Below are 19,873 nucleotides of genomic sequence, written 5' to 3'. Positions count from 1 at the left end.
TGTAAAGTACAATTCAGCTATTTTTGTTCTAAATTTTACCGATTTATGCAACGTTTTTGGGGATTTTTAATATTGGCATTATCAGTTATTTCTTGTGATGATGGTGATCTTATCGTAACAAATTTTGATTTTTCAGATGTTAGCGTGGCTATGTGCAGCACCGTAGACAATACTACCACTTCATCTGTCAATTATGTATTTTATAAGATCAACAACGAGACTAATGAGAGTTTGTCTTTTGAACTCTCTACAGATGAGCCTATTTTAACTTCACGAAGTCTTGATACGCCATACAGTTTTAACCTTGGTTCTTCTTCTAATGCAATTAGCTATAGAATGTATGATGCAGATATTGCCAGTGATTATTTCTGTAACGCTATCCCGCCTGCAGCGCCTAAAGTCAACGAAGAATACATAAGCCAGGAAGGCATTGTCACAATAAGTACAACAGGAACAGAAGATGATAACGATGGCATCGCAGCAGAATTTGAGCTGTTACTTGATGGTAAAGAAGATTATGATGGTGACGGTTTACCAAATACCTATGATAATGATGATGATGGTGATAATGTACCCACAAATGCTGAAGGCTTAAAATTTAATACTGACGGAAGTATAAATATTGCAGAATCACGTGACACAGATAAAGACGGTATTCTGGATTATCTGGATGAAGATGACGATGGTGATGGCGTTCTTACCAGAAATGAAGATCCTGATAAAGATCTTAATCCTGCAAATGACCGTACAGACCAAAATGCGGCCGCAGATTATCTAAACCCTTTAATAGCGGTAGACTACAATATCAATAAATACAGGGTGCATACTTACCAGTTTAAGAATATTCTGGTTTATATAAACCTAAGCAATATAGTTTTTCAGAATCAAAGTGGAGATGAAACCATACGCCAGCAAAGTCTCGACTTTGGTGAATATAAACCGGGACCAAAAACCGATACTATAACACCGGTTTTCAACCAATAATCAGGAATTCTGAAGAATATAAATTTCAGTTGCTCCCTGCCCATATTTACTATAATCTGCATCATAGAATTTCACATTAGAATATCTGGAAAACAGATATTCTAATTCAGCACGTAAGACGCCCTCTCCTATGCCATGTATAAAAACAACTTTCTGAATACGCTTTTTAATGGCAAATTCTAATTGTCGTCTTGCAGTATCAACCTGAAGTGTTAGCATGTCGTGGTTAGACATTCCTCTTGTTTTAGAAGTAAGATGATGAATATGCAGGTCAACCTCCATAGGCGGCAGATTGCGTTCTTTAGGTTTTACACGCTGTGATTTTTTCTTAACGACGGTCTTCTCTTTAATTGCATTTTCAATTTCATCGGTTTCAGGATGCGGTATTTCAAAATCATCTGCAGCAATAAGTTCAGCTTCATCTGCTTCAATCTCAAAGCCATCCTCAGTTTCTACCCAAATACGATCCTGATCAATTCGGCATATTTTCCCGCTTAGATCATCATTTATAAAAAGTACTTTTTGACCTTTCTTAAAGCTTTTCATCGATTATTATTAATGCTATACCAGTTAGACATCAAAATTATCAGTAAATAACCAACATAAAAAATAAATCCTTATTTTTGCCTTAAATAGTTAATTATGAAAAAGTTTTACCCCAAATTTTTCTTTTTATTACTTCCTATTGCAGCAAGTGCTCAATTATACGTGCAACCCAATCCTGCTTCTACACCAGATGATGAGGTTTATGTATATGTAAAAGATGAAATTTTATTTGTTGAGCAGGAAGTAAATCTGCAATATGACGAAAACGCCCTTAAAGAAGGAAATATCTATCTACGCGACGAAGGACAATTAATACAAGGTAATTCTAATAGTGCTAATGAAGGTGAGGGAGTCATTTCTGTTTTTCAGGAAGGGATAGCCAATAAATGGGATTATCAGTTCTGGACATCACCTGTTAGTGATCCCGCAAATGCTGCGAATGGAAATGCTGGTTTTAATACCGATCTAGGCACTTCTGGTGGTGGTATTTACTATCCCATTGACGGCACTGAAGGTATAAATAGTAACCTTGCCCGTTATGCGACCGGATATGATGGTTCGTATGATGGAACTGATATGCTAATTGCAAATTACTGGATCTACAAATACATTGCTGAAGATTCTTATTCAGGATGGCAACAAGTACTTAGTAGCGGGGATATAAATCCTGGTGAAGGTTTTACCATGAAAGGATTAAATGCAACAGCAGCTTCTCAGCCTTATGATTTTAGAGGCAGACCCAATAATGGTAATATTAGTGTAGAAGTCAAGACAGACCAAACCACATTAGTGGGTAACCCATATCCTTCTGCAATGAACCTGAGCTTTTATTTGCTTTCTAATTCTGGGGATACTAATGTTGCGAATTGTGGGGATGGTACATACACTCCTACTCCTGTAGGAAACACAATTACGGGGATTGCTTATTTCTGGGAATCTGATCCCGGTGTAAAATCACATTATTTAACAGATTATCAAGGTGGTTACGGGGCTTTTAGTCCGTTGGCATCATGTGCTTCTCCAGGAGATTATACGCCCGCAAGTTTTAGTATGTATGATAGGTATGGTGAACCTACTGGTGGTTCAGGTTCAGGAGACGGAACAATAAAAAGACATTTTGCACCCGTAGGACAAGGTTTTATGGTGGTAGGTACTGCTGATGATTTTGTTACTGCAAAAAATGAATTTCGTGTCTATGTGAAAGAGAAAGATGGCAATTCACAATTCAAGTCTAAAGACGTTGTTGATAAGGATAATACAAAATCTTTAAAACTTAAACCAGGCTCAATTAGTTATAACAAGAGTGGTGAATTAATCATGCCTATTTTTAAAATTAAAATTGAGATTAACAATCAATATACACGTCATTTAACAACGGCTCTATTTGACGACGCTACAGATGGTTATGACAGAGCAGGCGATGCTATGAATATTTCAGAACTTGATACTGATGTTAATTATCTAATAGCAAAAGATGATAATCCTTATATGATTAATGTGCTGCCGTATAATGTTGATAAGACACTTCCGCTTAAAATAAATGGTGGCAGTTCTAAAAACCATTTCAACGTAAAGGTAGACGATATCAATTTTGATATAGATGGTATTTGGCTACACGACCTTAAGACGGGTGAGTATTTTGACATTCTTTATAGTGCACATGCATTTGATTTACCTAAAGGAACTTTTAATGATCGCTTTGAAATTACTTTCAAAAACGGTTCATCCGAAAATCTTGGTGTAGCAGAAGACATTAAAAATTCGTTTGATATTTTTCAAAATAACAAACAGGCAGAATTACAAATATTAAATCCGTTAGGTAATTCTCTTAAAGAAATATCTGTTTATGATATGGCTGGACGCCAAATGACTTCTAAAATAAACGAAGGTACTGCTGCACAAGTGACTGTTTCTTCTGCAAAGTGGAGTGATGGTATTTATATCGTGCGCGTTGTAACAGCAGACAATATTGAGGTTTCTAAAAAGATTTCTGTTTATAACAAAAACTAGCAGGTACCACTATGGAAAAATACATGCTCCCTTGCCTGGTTAAAAAATACCTGGGTTTTGAGTGTGTAGGCTGTGGGTTACAAAGATCTCTTCTTCTATTATTTGAAGGAAGATTTGCAGACTCCTTTCATATGTATCCTGCGATATATCCTCTTGTATTGCTTATAGGTTATACCGCATTGAGCATTTTTATTAAGTTGAGATTTTCCCCTATTATTACCCCTGCCCTGGCAATAATTAGTGTACTTACAATGGTTGTAAGTTATTGTTTAAAGTTCATCTCTTAAATAATGGAAAAACCTAAAAATTATCTCATTGAAGCTATTCTTGTAACCATATTTTGTTGCTTACCTCCGGGTATCGCTGCCATCATTTATGCTGCAAAAGTAAATTCGGCTTATGAAAACGGAAATATAGAAGAGGCTCGTGAAGCGTCTCAAAATGCAGCTAAATGGGTGAAATACTCCTTAATTGCAGGTATTATTTTTATCATACTTTACTTTATGATCTTTGTAATTGCCGGCGTAGGCGGAGCATTTATGGGTGGTTATTAAAAAGATTACATATAAATATTTGGCTATAGCATTAGGTTCATTAAGTATCCTACTACTATACTTTAAATTTAACCCGTTACACTATTCATTTTTCCCAAAATGCCCATTCTACGCAATAACTCATCTTTATTGCCCGGGTTGTGGAAGTCAAAGAGCGTTGTATAGTTTACTACATTTTAATTTTAATGAAATGATAAACTACAATCTCCTTTTGCCCATTGGTCTCTTGCTGGTAGTATATAATTCAATATTGAAGATCATTAATAGAAAAAAAGTCCGAGTGCAAAATATTCTGTATTTTTCGGCTTCTCCACCCATTATTTTAGCTTTTATACTGGTTTTTTGGATACTGCGTAATATTGATAGTGCACCATTTTATTATCTTGCTCCTTCAATAAACCACTAAACTAATTAATCTCAATTATGGAAAAACAAAAACTACCCAATTCTACGCTTATCCTGGTGTTTGGAATTTTAGGTATCGTTGGTACCTGTTGCTATGGTATTCCCGGACTTTTATTTGCAATTATAGGTCTTGTTCTGGCACAGCGATCTTTAAAACTTTATAAACAAGATCCAGATCTATATGAGGATGTTTCTCAGGTTAAAACCGGTAAAATACTATCGATTATTGCATTAGTACTAAGCGTTCTTGTCGTTCTATTAATCATCGCTGTAATAGCGTATTTTGGTTGGGATACTTTACAAGATCAGGAGCTTTTGCGTCAAAAGGTTGAAAGTATGCAGCAACGTACATAATATTAAGATTATATATAATTAAAAAGGCGACCTGTTAAGTCGCCTTTTCTGTTTTTAAAGCCTTTTATATCTTATTTTTCAAACTGTTTTAAGGTGTTTATAATAATACTCACACAATCAAGCAGCTGCTCTCTTGTTATAACAAGAGGCGGTGCAAAACGTATTATATTACCATGAGTAGGTTTAGCTAATAGTCCGTTGTTTTTTAAGGCTACACAAATATCCCATGCTGTAGAACTGTCTTCGGAATCATTGATAAGAATAGCGTTTAGTAATCCACGACCACGCACGAGGTTAACTATAGAACTCTCATTGATATACTCATTTAATTTCTCCCGGAATAACTCACCCAGGATTCTTGCATTAACGATCAGGTTTTCATCTTTAACAACTTCAAGAGCAGCAATTGCAACAGCGCCCGCAATAGGGTTACCACCAAATGTAGAACCATGTTGACCAGGCTTTATAACATCCATAACTGCATTATCTGCAAGAACTGCAGATACAGGATATGCACCACCAGACAACGCTTTACCCAGAATTAAAATATCTGGTCTGCTATATGTTTCCTGTCTTTCGCAAGTATGCTCGCAGCTACAATTGCCGCAAACAGCAAGTAAAGATCCTGTGCGTGCTATACCTGTTTGTATCTCATCTGCTATAAAAAGAACATCATGAGAATTACATAAATTTTTCGCTCTAGCGATATAATCATCTGCGGGTGTGTAAACTCCAGCTTCACCTTGAATTGGTTCAACTAAAAATCCGGCTACATTGTCATTTTCTTTCAATGCCTTTTCTAAAGCCTCAATATCGTTGTAAGGTATTTTTATAAAGCCGGGAGTATAAGGACCAAAATTTTTACGAGCATCTGCATCATTAGAAAAAGAAATAATGGTGGTCGTGCGCCCGTGGAAGTTATTCTCACATACAATAATCTGTGCATCTTGCTCTGCGACACCTTTTTTCTCGTAAGCCCACTTTCGCGTAAGCTTAATTGCAGTCTCAACAGCTTCTGCTCCCGTGTTCATGGGAAGTAATTTATCAAACCCAAAATATGAAGTTGCATATTCTTCATACTTCCCTAAAATATCATTGTAAAATGCTCTTGATGTAAGTGTCAATGTTTCTGCCTGCTGCTTAAGAGCATTCACAATTTTGGGATGACAGTGCCCCTGATTTACGGCAGAGTATGCTGATAGAAAATCATAATACTGTTTTCCTTCTACGTCCCACACATGCACCCCTTCTCCTCTATTGAGTACTACTGGTAAAGGATGATAGTTATGTGCACCGTGTTTTTCTTCAAGTTCAATAGCCTCTTTTGAGGTTATTTGTTCTACAGTTGTCATGTGATAATGAATTAAGTGTAAATTTTAAGATTCCTTCTTGTGTATCCCGGTAGAAGCCCGAAATTTTAAAAGGAGAGAAATCACCCTTATAATACCTGCAAATTACTAAATATTACATATACATTTTAAAGTCAGCCTAATCTATAATCTTTCTAATTATTCTATTTTTGCGGCGTGGGAAGAAAAAACATAAGAAAGGTATTTCACCAGATTGAGGTTATAGATGCCGGTGCAAAAGGAAAAGCAATAGCTAAAGCTACAGACGGTCGTGTCATTTTTGTAAATAACGCCGTACCTGGCGATATTGTTGATGTACAGACAACAAAAAAGCGGAAAGCTTATTTTGAAGGCACTGCTATTCATATACATAAATATTCACCAAAGCGTACAGAACCTGTATGTAAGCACTTTGGAACCTGTGGAGGTTGCAAATGGCAGAATATGGCCTATGAATACCAGCTTGATTACAAGCAGAATGAGGTTGTAAATAACCTAAAGCGCGTAGGTAAGGTAGATTTACCAGAAGTGACTCCTATTTCTGGCAGCGCACGCCAATATTTCTATAGGAATAAAATGGAATTTTCTTTTAGCAACAATAAATGGCTTACACCTCGACAAATACAAAGCGATGAGGTGATTGATGATCGCAATGCGCTTGGATTTCATATTCCGGGAATGTGGGACAAGATTCTGGATATTGAAGAATGTCACTTACAAAAAGATCCCAGTAACGCTATTCGTAATTGTGTACGCGATTTTGCTAAAGCAAATAATCTTGCCTTTTTTAATACACGGGAGCAGGAAGGTTTATTACGCACCTTGATGATACGCACCAGCTCTATAGGCGAACTTATGGTGCTTATTCAATTTTATGATGATAATTTAGAAGAACGTGAGCTATTGCTCAACTATGTAAAAATGACATTCCCAGAGATCACTTCGCTACTATATGTGATCAATCAGAAAGGAAACGATACGCTGTATGATCAGGATATAAATTGCTTTTCTGGCAGAGATCACATCTTTGAAGAAATGGAAGGTCTTAAGTTTAAGATCAATGCCAAATCTTTTTACCAAACCAATTCTGAACAAGCTTACGAACTTTATAAAATCACCCGAGATTTTGCTGGTCTTACCGGCAATGAGATCGTCTATGATTTATATACAGGAACCGGCACAATAGCTCAATTTGTGGCTCAAAAAGCTAAAAAAGTGGTAGGTGTAGAAGCTGTTCCTGATGCTATAACAGCAGCTAAAGAAAACGCTAAACTTAACGGTATTGCAAACACATCATTTTTTGTAGGTGATATGAAAAATGTATTTAACGACGCATTCATAAAACAAAACGGGCAACCAGATGTTATTATAACAGATCCTCCACGCGATGGTATGCACAAAGATGTGGTAGATCAATTGATCAAAATAAAGGCAGATCGTATAGTTTATGTAAGTTGCAACAGTGCAACACAAGCACGGGATCTTGCTTTGCTGGATGAGTTATATAAAGTTACCCGAGTACAGCCGGTAGACATGTTTCCACAAACGCATCATGTAGAAAACGTGGTGTTACTAGAGAAGAGATAAATAGGCATTTTAGGCGATTATGATAAGAAAATCAGTAGTGTTTCTCTGCTTTATAGCACTTATTTTAAGTGCCTGTGAGCGCGATGATATTTGCGCGGTAAGCACACCCACAACTCCGCAATTAGTTATTCAGTTTTATAATGTTGATAATCGCACCGAAGCAAAAATCATAAATCTACAAGCCGTAGAAGTTAATAAGACAGATGTTCTCACATTTACTAACGACACATTAATAAAGTTACCGTTGCGTACAAATGTTGAGCAAACACAATATTATATTACTAAAAACCCCGGCGTTACAGAAGGCGATGAACCTGAAAATACAGATATAATCACCTTTGATTATTTAACAAACGAGGTCTACATAAGTCGAGCATGCGGTTTTCGCGTTACTTATGACGATCTTGCTGCTACTACTACAAATGGCGAAGATGGAAGGTGGATAGAAGATATTGAAATTAATTCTGAAATAGTTGTTGATGAAAACACCACGCACGTTAATATATATCATTAGTATTATCTGCTGCGCTTCGTTTTCTGCATTAGCTCAAGATGAAGATCAAGGTATAGATACAGCAGCTGTAACATCTGCTACAGATACATTAAGCACGGTTAATAATACAGACCGGTACGGGTTGCGCATTGGCATAGACCTTAGTAAACCCTTGCGTTCTTTTCTGGATGATAAATACAAGGGATTAGAAATTGCAGGTGATTTCCGAATTAAAAAAAATTATTACATCGCTGCAGAAATTGGTAATGAAAACAAAGAATCTGACGAGACAAACTTTAATGTTACCACTAAAGGGAGCTATATAAAAGCAGGTTTTAACTACAATGCCTACAACAACTGGTACGGTATGTCTAATCTAATTTATGTAGGATTACGTGCTGGTTTCTCCAGCTTTTCTCAAGAGTTGAATAATTATACCATTTATACCACAAATACCTATTACGAACCCGATTTTAGGACCGAAAAGAGAGATTTTTCCGGGTTAAATGCGATCTGGCTAGAATTACAATTAGGCGTACAGGCTGAGATTTTAAACAATTTGTATTTAGGAATAAACCTTCAGTTAAAAAGAATGGTGACTGAAAAAGAACCAGAAGGTTTTGGCAACATCTATATTCCCGGTTTTTATAAGGTAACAACAGATAGTCCTTTTGGCGTAGGCTACGGTTATACGCTTTCTTATTTTATCCCTATATTCAAAAAATAATAAAACAATTCTTTTCTGTAAACCGAAGCATTTTAACTATGCATAAAGAGATAAGCAGCATACATAATCCTACGGTTAAAAAACTGGTTCAATTACAGGAAAAATCGCGTGAAAGACGTAAAAATCAGCTTTTTGTTATTGAGGGTTTACGTGAGATAAGTCTTGCTCTTCAGGAAAATTATACAGTACTTCAAATCTTCTACTGCCCAGAAATTATAGAGGTTAAAGAACAGCGTGATCTTTTTGCCTTATTACAAGAATCGACCGAAATCATATCAATATCGGGTGAAGTATATCAAAAAGTAGCTTATCGCGCTTCCACAGAAGGTGTTATAGCATTAACTCAAACTAAAGAACATAACTTAACAGATCTTCTACTTCCTGAAAATCCGTTGATCTTAGTAGCCGAAGCACCTGAAAAACCCGGAAATATTGGCGCATTATTGCGCACGGCAGATGCAGCAGGAGTTGATGCTTTAATCATTGCAAATCCGTTAACAGATCTGTACAATCCTAATATAATTCGCTCCAGCGTTGGGGGTGTTTTTACAACGCAAACAGCACTGGCATCATCAGAAGATGTGATCAATTTTCTCAAGTCGAAAAACATAAATATTTACAGCGCAATTCTACAGGATGCTAAACCTTACCAGGAAATAGATTTCACTTCTCCTATCGCTATTGTAGTGGGCACAGAAGCTAACGGACTAAGTAAACCCTGGCGCGAACATGCTAATCAAAACATTATAATACCCATGCAGGGCAAAATAGATTCTATGAATGTATCTGTTGCTGCAGGAATACTCATTTTTGAAGCCCGAAGACAACGGGGTTTTAAATTATAAAAACACGTATGACTCCTCAAATCCTATTTTATATTATAATCGTAATTATTGTAATTAGTTTTGCAATCGATCAATATTTTGACTGGCTTAACGCGAAACATTTTGACGACCCTATTCCTGGCGAACTTCAGGATGTGTACGACGAAGAATCTTACCGCAAGTCTCAGGACTACAAAAAAGTAAATGCTAAGTTCTCAACCTTAACTTCTTCTTTTTCTTTAGTCTTGACACTTTGTTTTTTCTTTTTTCAAGGCTTTGCCTACGTAGACGCAATCGCAACTAGTGTAAGTGAAAACCCGATTATAAGAGGGTTGATTTTTTTTGGCATCATAATGTTAGGTAGCGATATTCTAACTACACCATTCTCATACTACAAGACTTTTGTAATAGAAGAGCGGTTTGGCTTTAATAAATCTACTCCTGCACTTTTCTTTGCAGATAAACTTAAAGGCTGGCTAATGACAATAATTGTAGGCGGCGGTTTACTGGCTTTAATAATTTGGTTTTACCAGTTAACAGGTCAAAGCTTTTGGATATATGCCTGGGCAGTATTTGCAGTATTTGCAGTGGTAATGAATATGTTTTACTCAAAAATAATTGTTCCGCTTTTTAATAAACAGACTCCTTTGGGCGAGAATTCACTCAGAACAAAAATTGAGCATTATTCTAATTCGGTAGGATTTACGCTAGATAATATCTTTTTGATTGATGGCTCTAAGCGTAGTACAAAAGCAAATGCGTATTTCTCTGGTTTTGGCAGCCAGAAACGTATCACGCTTTACGACACATTAGTCAATGATCTTGAAGAAGAAGAGATCGTGGCTGTACTTGCACATGAAGTAGGTCATTATAAAAAGAATCATATTATTATAAATCTGGTAGTTTCAGTTTTACTTACAGGATTTGCGTTGTGGTTATTGTCAATATTTGTGAGTGAACCTATTTTTTCTCAGGCATTGGGCCTAGATCGCCCGGCATTTCATATAGGTCTAATTGCTTTTGGTATTCTTTATACTCCTATTTCTGCCATCACAGGATTTTTAATGAGTTTGCTTTCGCGAAAGTTTGAATATCAGGCCGATGATTTTGCTAAAGATACGTATGCTGCGCAACCTCTTATAAATTCGTTAAAAAAATTATCTAGAAATAGTTTGAGTAATCTTACTCCACACCCGCTATATGTGAAATTTAATTATTCACATCCTACTCTTTTACAGCGATTTCATAATCTAAAGCGTTAGGTTTGTATGTTGTTTGGGACTACTACTCTACCGGTTGATTATACTTTATAATTAAGCTTCTACTGGTACACAATTTGCTTATATTTAATATAATTGTATTTTTATTTTATGACAGCAATTGAACTGGAAAAAGAGAACAAAGAGCTAACGCGGCAGTACAAAGAATTGCTGCGCATAAGTTATCGTACGCTTTCTGACGACGATAAGAAAATGATACGCCAAGCTTTTGAGATTGCTGTTGATGCCCACAAAGATCAACGCCGCAAATCTGGCGAAGCATATATTTTTCACCCTTTAGCAGTTGCCCGTATTGTGGCAAGTGAGATTGGGATGGATGCTACTTCTATAGCCGCTGCCTTATTACACGATGTGGTAGAAGATACAAGTTATACACTTGAGGATCTTGAGGGTATGTTTGGCGAGACAGTTGCACGTATTGTAGATGGGCTTACTAAAATATCTAACCTTAAAAAACATCGGGATGTTTCTCTGCAGGCAGAGAATTTTAGAAAGATGTTGCTTACCATAAATGATGATGTACGCGTTATCATTATAAAAATAGCAGACCGTTTGCACAACATGCAAACTATGGATTCTATGCGACAGGATAAGCAGGTGAAGATTGCCAGTGAAACCCTATATATATATGCGCCTCTAGCCCACAGAATTGGTCTCTATAACATAAAAACCGAACTTGAAGATCTTGGTCTAAAATATACTGAGCCAGATGTCTATAACGACATCTCTCATAAGATGAAAGAGACTAAAGAAGAACAAGACCGATATATAGAAGACTTTACTCAGGTTGTTAGAAATTCGTTAGACAGAGAACTTCTTGATTATGAGATTAAAGGAAGACCAAAATCAATTTACAGTATAAATCGTAAAATGCAAAAACAGAATATACCCTTTGATGAGGTATATGATAAATTTGCAATACGTATCATTTACAAGAGTATTCCTGAAAATGAGAAATTCCTGGCCTGGAAGATATACTCAATTGTTACAGATCACTTTAGACCAAATCCCACCCGTTTAAGAGACTGGATTTCATCGCCTAAATCTACGGGTTATGAAGCACTGCATATCACAGTGATGGGTTTACGCGGCCGCTGGGTTGAGGTACAGATACGTTCTGAACGTATGAACGAAATAGCCGAAAAAGGGTATGCCGCTCACTATAAATACAAAGAGGGCGATGAAGGCGATCAAACGATGGATGAGTGGTTAAACAGGTTGCAGGACGCACTTGAAAATCAGGAAACAAATGCCGTTGAGTTTGTAGAACAGTTCAAACTAAACCTTTATAATAAAGAGATTTTTGTATTTACTCCGCAAGGGGATCTTAAATCTTTGCCCAAAGGCGGAACACCGCTCGATTTTGCATTCAGCATACATACAGAAATTGGCTTACATACACGTGGTGCCCGCGTAAATGGTAAACTGGTTCCTTTAAGTCATGAGCTAAAAAGTGGCGATCAGGTCGAAATAATCACCTCAGAGCACGCAAAACCTAACAATAACTGGCTTGATTATGCAACCACAGCACGAGCAAGGGCAAAAATAAAATCTTCGCTTAAAGATGAGAAAAAGGACATTGCAGAAGATGGCAAAGTCATACTAACTCGAAAACTGCGTTCGCAAAAAATCACTCTTGATGAAAAAGTGATCAATGAGATGGTTGTTTATTTTAAGCTTAAAACCAGTTTAGACCTTTTTTATCGCGTTGGTATTGGCACGGTAGATAATAAAATGATCAAAGAGTTTGTGGCATCACGCAGCAATGCTTTTGTAAGTTTTATTAAAAATAAAATACGCAAGCCTACTGTAGCAGAGCACGTAGACAGAGATGAGATAACTCAAAAATATGACCTTCTCGTTTTTGGTAAAGAAGAACAAAAACTTGATTATACGTTGGCTAATTGCTGCAACCCCATTCCTGGTGATAAAGTATTTGGTTTTACAACTGTTTCAGAAGGTATTAAAGTGCATAAGCAAAATTGCCCCAATGCTATTTCGCTGCAAAGCAATTATGCATATAGAATTATTCCTGCAAAATGGATAGATTCATCTTCTCAGGAATTTAAAGCAGATCTTGAACTTACAGGTATAGATAACCTGGGCCTTGTAAATGATGTTACTAAAGAGATCTCAGATCACATGCATGTTAATATGCGTAGCTTACACTTTACTACAAACGATGGTGTCTTTAAAGGAAACATTACCGTAATTGTAAAGAATAAAGAGCATTTGAGAAAACTTATAGAGAACCTTAAAAAAATAAGTGGTATCGATAAAGTCATTAGACTCTAATGGTTACCTTTGCACCCGCATTATGGCAATACGAGCAACTATAAATAAAGATCAGGAAGTCGTTAAAAACGTCTTCACAAAATTTCTTGAAGAGAATGGTCATCGCAAGACACCAGAGCGTTACGCTATTCTTCAGGAGATATATAATCATGACGATCACTTTGATATAGAGTCTTTGTACATAAGTATGAAGAACAAAAATTATAGAGTAAGTCGTGCTACTTTATACAATACTATAGAACTTCTTTTGGGTTGCGGTCTTGTGCGCAAACATCAGTTTGGCCAGAATCAAGCCCAATATGAAAAATCTTATTTTGACAAACAGCACGATCACGTAATTCTTACAGACACGGGGGAAGTAATAGAATTTTGCGACCCGCGTATTCAGTCTATTAAAAAGACCATAGAAGAGGTTTTTAATATTGAGATCAATAAACATTCCCTGTACTTTTACGGTAACCGAAAATCAACCGAAGACAACGCTTAATTAAATGGCAGTAGATTTACTTCTAGGTCTCCAATGGGGAGACGAAGGAAAAGGTAAAATTGTAGACGTTCTTACCAAAGATTATGATATTATAGCACGCTTTCAAGGCGGTCCCAATGCTGGTCACACTCTTGAATTTGATGGTATAAAACACGTTTTACACACAATTCCTTCGGGAATTTTTCATCCCAGCGCAATAAACCTGGTGGGGAACGGGGTTGTGATTGATCCTGTTATCTTTAAAAAGGAACTTGACAATCTTGAGAAATTCAATCTCAATTATCAATCTAAGCTTCTTATTTCAAGAAAAGCTCACTTAATTTTACCTACACATCGTTTGCTTGATGCGGCTTCTGAAGCTTCTAAAGGTAAAGCGAAAATTGGTTCTACTTTAAAAGGTATTGGGCCAACTTATATGGATAAAACCGGTAGAAACGGTATACGTGTAGGCGATCTTGAACTTGAAGACTGGAAAGACAGATATACAACTTTACGCGATAAGCATATTGCAATGATCGATTTTTACGACGCTAAGATCGAGTACAATCTGGATGAGCTGGAAAATGAATTCTTTAAAGCTGTAAAGGTTTTAAAATCATTAACTTTTATTGATTCTGAAGAATATTTATATCAGGCGCAAAAGGCCGGAAAATCTATTTTAGCAGAAGGTGCACAAGGATCATTATTAGACATTGACTTTGGTACTTATCCTTTTGTAACATCATCTAACACAACTGCGGCTGGTGCTTGTACAGGTCTTGGTGTGGCTCCCGGAAATATAGGTGAGGTTTTTGGTATTTTTAAGGCTTACACAACACGTGTAGGTTCTGGCCCATTCCCTACTGAGCTTTTCGATGAAGCCGGTGAGACCATGGGTCGCGTAGGTAATGAATTTGGTGCCACTACCGGTCGTCCTCGTCGTTGTGGCTGGTTAGACCTTGTAGCTCTTAAATATGCTGTGCGTGTTAATGGCGTTACCCAATTAATGATGATGAAGGGTGATGTGCTTTCAGGTTTTGAAACTATTCAGGTTTGTACTTCGTATAAATATAAAGGCGAAGTTATTGATCACTTGCCATACAATATCGAGCCAGAAAATGTAGAGCCAATTTACACTGAGCTAAAAGGCTGGAAAGAAGATCTAACAAAGATGAATAAAGATGCTCAACTTCCTAAAGAACTCAATGACTACATTGATTATCTGGAAAAGGAATTAGAAACACCTATTAAGATCGTTTCTGTAGGGCCAGATAGAACTCAGACAATTCACAGATAGAATTTAATGACATATCTTATATCAATGGCCGATAAAACTATCGGTCATTTTTATGATTAGACATTTCAGATTTCATTTTATAGAAAGAAATAATTTTCGCGAAAGCAGAACAACTTTTATCCGGAGTATCGAGTAAATACTTAAGCGCTGATTTTTTCGTTATTTTTACATCAAAATATACTATGCCCCACTTGTGTAAATCTTTATTGATTGTACTCGTACTAATCTTTTCATCTCATATTTTTGCTCAACAAGGCAAAGAAATAGATATAACTTCAGACGTTTCCCGTCTTGATGAAGAGAACTATCCCGGTGCTTTTATTATGTATAAAGCAGACAAGCAGGTCTACATCGTGCATGAAGGTATCGAGATGTGGTGTGATCTTGCATTTCATTATAAGGCAGACAACTTTGTTAGAGCTATTGGTCATGTAAGAATGAATCAGGGTGACACAATAACGATGACCAGTAGATATGCAGAATACAACGGTAATACGCAATTTGCGTATGCTGCCGGTCAGGTAAATTTAAAAAGCCCTACAGCAACACTCAGCACAGATACTCTTTATTTTAATAGAATTAGCCAGCAGGCATACTACAGAACCGGGGGAACTTTAAGAGATACCGCCAGCACTATAACCAGTAAAATAGGACGCTATTTTCTTGAGCAGGATAAATATTCATTTCTGCAAGATGTTGTTGTAACAAATCCCGAATATGTAATTAATAGCGAGCAACTTGATTTTTATTCAGAATTAGGTCATGCTTATCTCTACGGCCCTTCAACGATCACTGGTGAAAACAGCAAGGTTTATTGTGAACGTGGTTTTTATGATACGCGAAATGATAACGGTTATTTCGTTAAAAATTCTAAAATAGACTATGACAATCGCACCGTCTACGGCGATAGTTTATATTACAACAGGGCAAATAGTTTTGCTTCTGCTACTAATAATATAAAAGTGATCGACACTGCAAATAACAGTGTGATAAAGGGTCATTATGCAGAGGTTTTTAGAGAAAAAGACTCGGTTTTTATCACACAGCGGGCAGTCGCTATAACGGTTCAGGATAACGATTCTATTTACATTCACGGTGACAGACTTGTTGTTACAGGAAAACCAGAGAATCGCATTGTACGTGGTTATTACAACGTGAGATTATTTAAAAGTGATATGAGTGGCAAAAGCGATTCTATCCATATCAATCAAAAAACCGGTCTCACACAAATGATAGGCAGGCCTGTCATGTGGAGCGGTTTAAGTCAAATGACTGGTGATACGCTTCATTTAAAAACAAATACCGAAACAGAAAAGTTAGATTCTTTAAAGGTTTTTAATAATGCTTTCATTGTACAGCAGGACACCATCCCCCTATTTAACAGAGAAGAATTGGGTTATAATCAGATTAAAGGTGATGTTCTCTACGGGACTTTTAAAAATAATGAACTCAGCCAGCTTGATATTATTAAAAATGCCGAAAGTATAAATTACTTACGCTCAGAAATTGGCGAACTGCAGGGCATCGAGAAAAGTAAATCAGCATCAATAAGAGCAATTCTGGAGAATGATAGTATAGTTGAAATATATAAATTCAAACAGTTTGAAGGCAAAATGTATCCGCTTTCTATGTTTCCTGTAGAAGAAAGTAAATACCCCGGCTTGGTTTGGCGCGGTGATGAACGTTTAATAACGAAAGAAGATATATTTAAAGATGAACCGCCGTTTGAGCTTGCTAAGATCGAGGGCATCCCGCTACCGCAAATAGAAGAAGACTTTTTTGACGACAGCATCCCTGAGGAAGAACTGAATATACCTGACGCATCTAATTTAAAACCGGAAGATTTTAGGAATCGAGAAGAAGATGCACCTACAATGGGAATTCCCGTAAACGAGAAAGCAACAATTAAAAACGACTCAATACCTCCTAAAAACAAGCTAAAATCGGTTAAAAAGCTCAAAAACCAGACTGATAATGAAAGCTGATTTTCTAAAATACCAGGCACAAACAACCACACATCCTTTAGCAATGGAAGTTTCTCATGCCAAGGGTTCTTATATTTACGATACTTCTGGCAAAAAATATTTAGATTTTGTAGCGGGAGTGTCAGCATGTACATTGGGACACAGTCATCCTAAAATTGTAGATGCTATTATAAAACAGACAGAGAAGTATTTGCATGTTATGGTTTATGGGGAGTATGCGCAAGATCCTGCGGTACAATTAACGAGGCAGTTAGCTAAGGCCTTGCCAGATCCTCTAGAGCAAACTTATCTTGTAAACAGCGGTACAGAAGCAATAGACGGTGCTTTAAAATTGGCGAGAAGAGCAACTGGTCGTAGCCAGATTATTGCAGCAAGAAATGCGTATCATGGCAATACATACGGTGCTCTAAGTCTAATGAGCTTTGAAGAGCGCGTGAAGCCCTTTAGACCTGTAATAGGAGATGTAGATTTTATTGAGTTTAATGATATTTCCGCTTTAAGCGAAATAACAGAAAGAACGGCGGCGGTTATTTTAGAAACCATACAAGGTGGTGCAGGCTTTATTCTTCCTGAAAATGATTATTTAAAAAAAGTAAAACAACGCTGTAAAGAAGTAGGCGCACTTTTGATTTTAGACGAAATACAACCGGGTTTTGGTCGCACAGGGAAGCTTTTTGGCTTCATGAACTATGATGTTATTCCTGATATTCTGGTTATGGGAAAAGGTATGGGAGGCGGTATGCCCATTGGTGCTTTTACAGCGTCAAAGGGCGTCATGTCCCTGTTATCAGATAACCCAAAATTGGGTCACATAACAACTTTTGGTGGTCATCCTGTCATTGCGTCAGCTGCATTAGCTACATTTAACGAGTTGATGAACACTAATTTAATTGAGCAAACACTGGTTAAAGAGCGGCTCGTAAGAAAGTTGTTAAAACACGACTTAATACTTGAAATAAGAGGTAAGGGATTAATGCTTGCGGCTATGACACCTTCTGATGATATTACCACTAAAGCAATACTGGCCTGCCAGGAAGCAGGACTTATTCTTTTCTGGTTACTTTTTGAAGGTAAAGCAATACGCATTACACCACCGCTTACAATTAGTGAAAATGAACTTGAAGAAGGCTGTAAAAAACTGATTATGGTACTTGATAGAATTGCAGCCGGCGAACTATAATCGCGTTTGGGCTTAATTGTTGATTACTTTGTTAACAACAATATGAAGGTAACAGTCCCTGGCCTGCTATCCTTTTTAAATTTATAAAGGCAGAAATTATAAATATAGCGTGTATGAAATTCAGTCACGAAGAAGAAAATTTCCCGCTCACCCGTTTTGAATCTATGTTAAAGACAAATAATGTTCTTTTCTTTGATTCGGGTGAATTTGAAAACATTGTGAACCACTACTTAGAAAACGGTAAAATAGCTCTAGCTAAAAAAGCCGTGAAACTAGGTCTTGATCAACACCCTTCATCAAGTAATCTTCAACTTTTTAGAATCGAGATTCTCATTTTTGAGAATAAGCTTACAGAAGCAGATCGTTTATTAAATGATTTGTACCTGCTTGAGCCTAACAATGAAGAGGTTTACATTCAAAAGGCAAATATTTATTCAAAACAAGACGACCACAAAAAAGCGGTCGAGCTTCTTGAGAATGCATTAGAGTTAACCGAAGATGATGCAGATATCTATTCCTTAATTGGCATGGAGTATCTGTTTATGGAAGACTTTCAGAATGCCAAGTTTAACTTTATGAAATGTCTTGAGGTTGACGATGAAGACTACTCGGCATTATACAATGTCATTTACTGTTTTGATTTTCTTGAGCAGCATCAGGAAGCTATAGATTATCTCAACATGTTCTTAGATAGCAACCCGTATTGCGAGGTTGCATGGCACCAGATAGGTAAGCAGTATTTTGACCTGAAACAATATGACAAAGCCTTAGCAGCTTTTGATTTTGCTATTATAAGCGATGACACATTTATAGGTGCTTACTTTGAAAAAGGAAAAGTACTTGAGAAAATGGGCAAGTACAATGAAGCTATTGAGAATTATCAAATCACACTAGAGCTTGATGATCCTACTTCGTTTGCCTATTTAAGAATGGGTAAATGCTATCAAAAACTGCATTGTGATGATCTTGCCTTAAAATATTTCTTAAAGACCGTTCATGAAGATCCTCTTCTGGATAAAGGCTGGATTGCTATAACAGATTTTCATATTAAGAAATTAGACTTTCAGAATGCCCTTTATTACATCAATAAAGCTATAAATATAGACGGTGACAACGTGCTTTACTGGAAGCGATATGCCAAGATAAACGATCGTCTCAAATTTTATGAAGAAGCAGAAAGAGGCTATCGCAGAACATTAGAACTTGGTAATTATGAGCAGGATACCTGGTTAACACGCTGTGACATACTTGTTGCTTTAGGCGAATATGAAGGCGCTATTCAAAACCTATTTCAGGCGATAGAATTTTATCCCGAATCTCCTGAAATTGAATTTAGACTTGCCGGACTTTATTTTACGCTGGCAGAAGATACAAAAGGTCATTTTCATCTGGAAAACGCACTGCGTCTGGAACCGGGTTATGATATCATTCTTGAAGAATTATTTCCGAATGCGTATGCTAAGAAATCTGTGCTTGAAAAGATAAAGCAAGCTAAAGAATCTTAATTGCTTTTCTTACATTTGAGGGATCTATAAAC

The 19,873-nt window shown here is 36.8% G+C and carries 19 protein-coding genes and 1 pseudogene; 17 read left to right on the top strand and 3 right to left on the bottom strand.

Annotated elements, in window-relative coordinates:
* Positions 1 to 45 precede the first annotated feature (45 nt).
* A complete protein-coding gene (locus ACH3PA_RS14930; RefSeq protein ID WP_416442764.1) occupies positions 46 to 984 on the top strand; it encodes a hypothetical protein in 939 nt (312 codons plus the stop codon).
* Here the strand turns inward: ACH3PA_RS14930 and ACH3PA_RS14925 are convergent, their stop codons facing one another.
* Complete coding sequence (locus ACH3PA_RS14925) at positions 985 to 1,530, bottom strand: Smr/MutS family protein (protein WP_416442766.1); 546 nt, start codon at positions 1,528 to 1,530, stop codon at positions 985 to 987.
* 96 nt (positions 1,531 to 1,626) lie between these two features.
* Between ACH3PA_RS14925 and ACH3PA_RS14920 the strand changes: the two genes are divergently transcribed.
* From ACH3PA_RS14920 to ACH3PA_RS14900, 5 genes are read left to right on the top strand one after another with little or no spacing between them, the layout of a single operon-like run.
* Entirely contained in the window at positions 1,627 to 3,540 is a 1,914-nt protein-coding gene (locus ACH3PA_RS14920) for a T9SS sorting signal type C domain-containing protein (RefSeq protein ID WP_416442768.1), read from the top strand.
* 11 nt (positions 3,541 to 3,551) lie between these two features.
* Positions 3,552 to 3,827: a DUF2752 domain-containing protein gene (locus ACH3PA_RS14915; protein ID WP_416442770.1), complete on the top strand. Its 276-nt coding sequence runs from the start codon at positions 3,552 to 3,554 to the stop codon at positions 3,825 to 3,827.
* A 3-nt stretch (positions 3,828 to 3,830) separates the two neighbouring features.
* Entirely contained in the window at positions 3,831 to 4,094 is a 264-nt protein-coding gene (locus tag ACH3PA_RS14910; protein ID WP_416442772.1) for a CD225/dispanin family protein, read from the top strand.
* Positions 4,084 to 4,500, top strand: coding sequence for a DUF2752 domain-containing protein (locus ACH3PA_RS14905; RefSeq protein ID WP_416442773.1), 417 nt, complete (start codon positions 4,084 to 4,086; stop codon positions 4,498 to 4,500). Before ACH3PA_RS14910 ends, ACH3PA_RS14905 begins: the two co-directional genes overlap by 11 nt.
* A gap of 17 nt (positions 4,501 to 4,517) precedes the next feature.
* Positions 4,518 to 4,853, top strand: coding sequence for a CCC motif membrane protein (locus ACH3PA_RS14900; protein ID WP_416442775.1), 336 nt, complete (start codon positions 4,518 to 4,520; stop codon positions 4,851 to 4,853).
* 71 nt (positions 4,854 to 4,924) lie between these two features.
* On the opposite strand, the gene rocD is transcribed toward ACH3PA_RS14900, so the two are convergent.
* A complete protein-coding gene (rocD, locus tag ACH3PA_RS14895; protein WP_416442777.1) occupies positions 4,925 to 6,205 on the bottom strand; it encodes an ornithine--oxo-acid transaminase in 1,281 nt (426 codons plus the stop codon).
* A 174-nt stretch (positions 6,206 to 6,379) separates the two neighbouring features.
* On the opposite strand from rocD, the gene rlmD reads away from it, so the two are divergent.
* Genes rlmD through ACH3PA_RS14870 form a run of 5 tightly spaced genes read left to right on the top strand, consistent with a single transcriptional unit; the run spans position 6,380 to position 11,095 of the window.
* Complete coding sequence (rlmD, locus tag ACH3PA_RS14890; protein WP_416442779.1) at positions 6,380 to 7,789, top strand: 23S rRNA (uracil(1939)-C(5))-methyltransferase RlmD; 1,410 nt, start codon at positions 6,380 to 6,382, stop codon at positions 7,787 to 7,789.
* A gap of 19 nt (positions 7,790 to 7,808) precedes the next feature.
* Positions 7,809 to 8,303, top strand: coding sequence for a DUF6452 family protein (locus ACH3PA_RS14885; protein ID WP_416442781.1), 495 nt, complete (start codon positions 7,809 to 7,811; stop codon positions 8,301 to 8,303).
* Entirely contained in the window at positions 8,269 to 9,009 is a 741-nt protein-coding gene (locus tag ACH3PA_RS14880; protein WP_416442783.1) for a DUF6048 family protein, read from the top strand. The genes ACH3PA_RS14885 and ACH3PA_RS14880 overlap by 35 nt, the downstream gene beginning before the upstream one ends.
* A gap of 38 nt (positions 9,010 to 9,047) precedes the next feature.
* Positions 9,048 to 9,854 (top strand): TrmH family RNA methyltransferase, encoded by an 807-nt coding sequence (locus ACH3PA_RS14875; protein WP_416442785.1) that lies wholly within the window; start codon positions 9,048 to 9,050, stop codon positions 9,852 to 9,854.
* A gap of 8 nt (positions 9,855 to 9,862) precedes the next feature.
* Positions 9,863 to 11,095 (top strand): M48 family metallopeptidase, encoded by a 1,233-nt coding sequence (locus ACH3PA_RS14870; RefSeq protein ID WP_416442787.1) that lies wholly within the window; start codon positions 9,863 to 9,865, stop codon positions 11,093 to 11,095.
* Between the two features lie 106 nt (positions 11,096 to 11,201).
* Here ACH3PA_RS14870 and ACH3PA_RS14865 read toward each other — a convergent pair.
* Positions 11,202 to 11,270: pseudogene (locus tag ACH3PA_RS14865) on the bottom strand (hypothetical protein); the annotation flags it as partial.
* Between ACH3PA_RS14865 and ACH3PA_RS14860 the strand changes: the two are divergent.
* The 6 genes from ACH3PA_RS14860 (at position 11,261) to ACH3PA_RS14835 (ending at position 19,841) form a co-directional block, all read left to right on the top strand.
* On the top strand, positions 11,261 to 13,408 hold the full coding sequence (locus ACH3PA_RS14860) for a RelA/SpoT family protein (protein WP_416442789.1): 2,148 nt from the start codon (positions 11,261 to 11,263) through the stop codon (positions 13,406 to 13,408). The pseudogene ACH3PA_RS14865 and the gene ACH3PA_RS14860 sit on opposite strands and share 10 nt — an antisense overlap.
* A gap of 22 nt (positions 13,409 to 13,430) precedes the next feature.
* The gene (locus ACH3PA_RS14855; RefSeq protein ID WP_416442791.1) at positions 13,431 to 13,895 is read left to right on the top strand and encodes a Fur family transcriptional regulator; all 465 of its coding nucleotides are present in this window, start codon (positions 13,431 to 13,433) and stop codon (positions 13,893 to 13,895) included.
* Positions 13,896 to 13,899: 4 nt separating this feature from the next.
* Positions 13,900 to 15,171, top strand: a complete 1,272-nt coding sequence (locus tag ACH3PA_RS14850; protein WP_416442793.1) for an adenylosuccinate synthase — start codon at positions 13,900 to 13,902, stop codon at positions 15,169 to 15,171.
* A gap of 182 nt (positions 15,172 to 15,353) precedes the next feature.
* On the top strand, positions 15,354 to 17,156 hold the full coding sequence (locus ACH3PA_RS14845) for an OstA-like protein (protein ID WP_416442796.1): 1,803 nt from the start codon (positions 15,354 to 15,356) through the stop codon (positions 17,154 to 17,156).
* Complete coding sequence (locus tag ACH3PA_RS14840; protein WP_416442798.1) at positions 17,146 to 18,336, top strand: aspartate aminotransferase family protein; 1,191 nt, start codon at positions 17,146 to 17,148, stop codon at positions 18,334 to 18,336. Before ACH3PA_RS14845 ends, ACH3PA_RS14840 begins: the two co-directional genes overlap by 11 nt.
* 113 nt (positions 18,337 to 18,449) lie before the next feature.
* Positions 18,450 to 19,841: a tetratricopeptide repeat protein gene (locus tag ACH3PA_RS14835; protein WP_416442800.1), complete on the top strand. Its 1,392-nt coding sequence runs from the start codon at positions 18,450 to 18,452 to the stop codon at positions 19,839 to 19,841.
* Positions 19,842 to 19,873 lie beyond the last annotated feature (32 nt).

Source organism: Leeuwenhoekiella sp. A2, assembly GCF_047946655.1.
In the GTDB taxonomy this organism is placed as follows: domain Bacteria; phylum Bacteroidota; class Bacteroidia; order Flavobacteriales; family Flavobacteriaceae; genus Leeuwenhoekiella.
Note: the sequence above shows the minus strand (reverse complement) of the source record. Positions and strands in the feature narration are given on the sequence as shown.

Coding starts and splice junctions, on each gene's coding strand:
- ACH3PA_RS14930 (WP_416442764.1), top strand. CDS start 46: ATGCAACGTTTTTGGGGATTTTTAATATTGGCATTATCAGTTATTTCT.
- ACH3PA_RS14925 (WP_416442766.1), bottom strand. CDS start 1,530: ATGAAAAGCTTTAAGAAAGGTCAAAAAGTACTTTTTATAAATGATGAT.
- ACH3PA_RS14920 (WP_416442768.1), top strand. CDS start 1,627: ATGAAAAAGTTTTACCCCAAATTTTTCTTTTTATTACTTCCTATTGCA.
- ACH3PA_RS14915 (WP_416442770.1), top strand. CDS start 3,552: ATGGAAAAATACATGCTCCCTTGCCTGGTTAAAAAATACCTGGGTTTT.
- ACH3PA_RS14910 (WP_416442772.1), top strand. CDS start 3,831: ATGGAAAAACCTAAAAATTATCTCATTGAAGCTATTCTTGTAACCATA.
- ACH3PA_RS14900 (WP_416442775.1), top strand. CDS start 4,518: ATGGAAAAACAAAAACTACCCAATTCTACGCTTATCCTGGTGTTTGGA.
- rocD (WP_416442777.1), bottom strand. CDS start 6,205: ATGACAACTGTAGAACAAATAACCTCAAAAGAGGCTATTGAACTTGAA.
- ACH3PA_RS14885 (WP_416442781.1), top strand. CDS start 7,809: ATGATAAGAAAATCAGTAGTGTTTCTCTGCTTTATAGCACTTATTTTA.
- ACH3PA_RS14880 (WP_416442783.1), top strand. CDS start 8,269: ATGAAAACACCACGCACGTTAATATATATCATTAGTATTATCTGCTGC.
- ACH3PA_RS14875 (WP_416442785.1), top strand. CDS start 9,048: ATGCATAAAGAGATAAGCAGCATACATAATCCTACGGTTAAAAAACTG.
- ACH3PA_RS14870 (WP_416442787.1), top strand. CDS start 9,863: ATGACTCCTCAAATCCTATTTTATATTATAATCGTAATTATTGTAATT.
- ACH3PA_RS14855 (WP_416442791.1), top strand. CDS start 13,431: ATGGCAATACGAGCAACTATAAATAAAGATCAGGAAGTCGTTAAAAAC.
- ACH3PA_RS14850 (WP_416442793.1), top strand. CDS start 13,900: ATGGCAGTAGATTTACTTCTAGGTCTCCAATGGGGAGACGAAGGAAAA.
- ACH3PA_RS14845 (WP_416442796.1), top strand. CDS start 15,354: ATGCCCCACTTGTGTAAATCTTTATTGATTGTACTCGTACTAATCTTT.
- ACH3PA_RS14840 (WP_416442798.1), top strand. CDS start 17,146: ATGAAAGCTGATTTTCTAAAATACCAGGCACAAACAACCACACATCCT.
- ACH3PA_RS14835 (WP_416442800.1), top strand. CDS start 18,450: ATGAAATTCAGTCACGAAGAAGAAAATTTCCCGCTCACCCGTTTTGAA.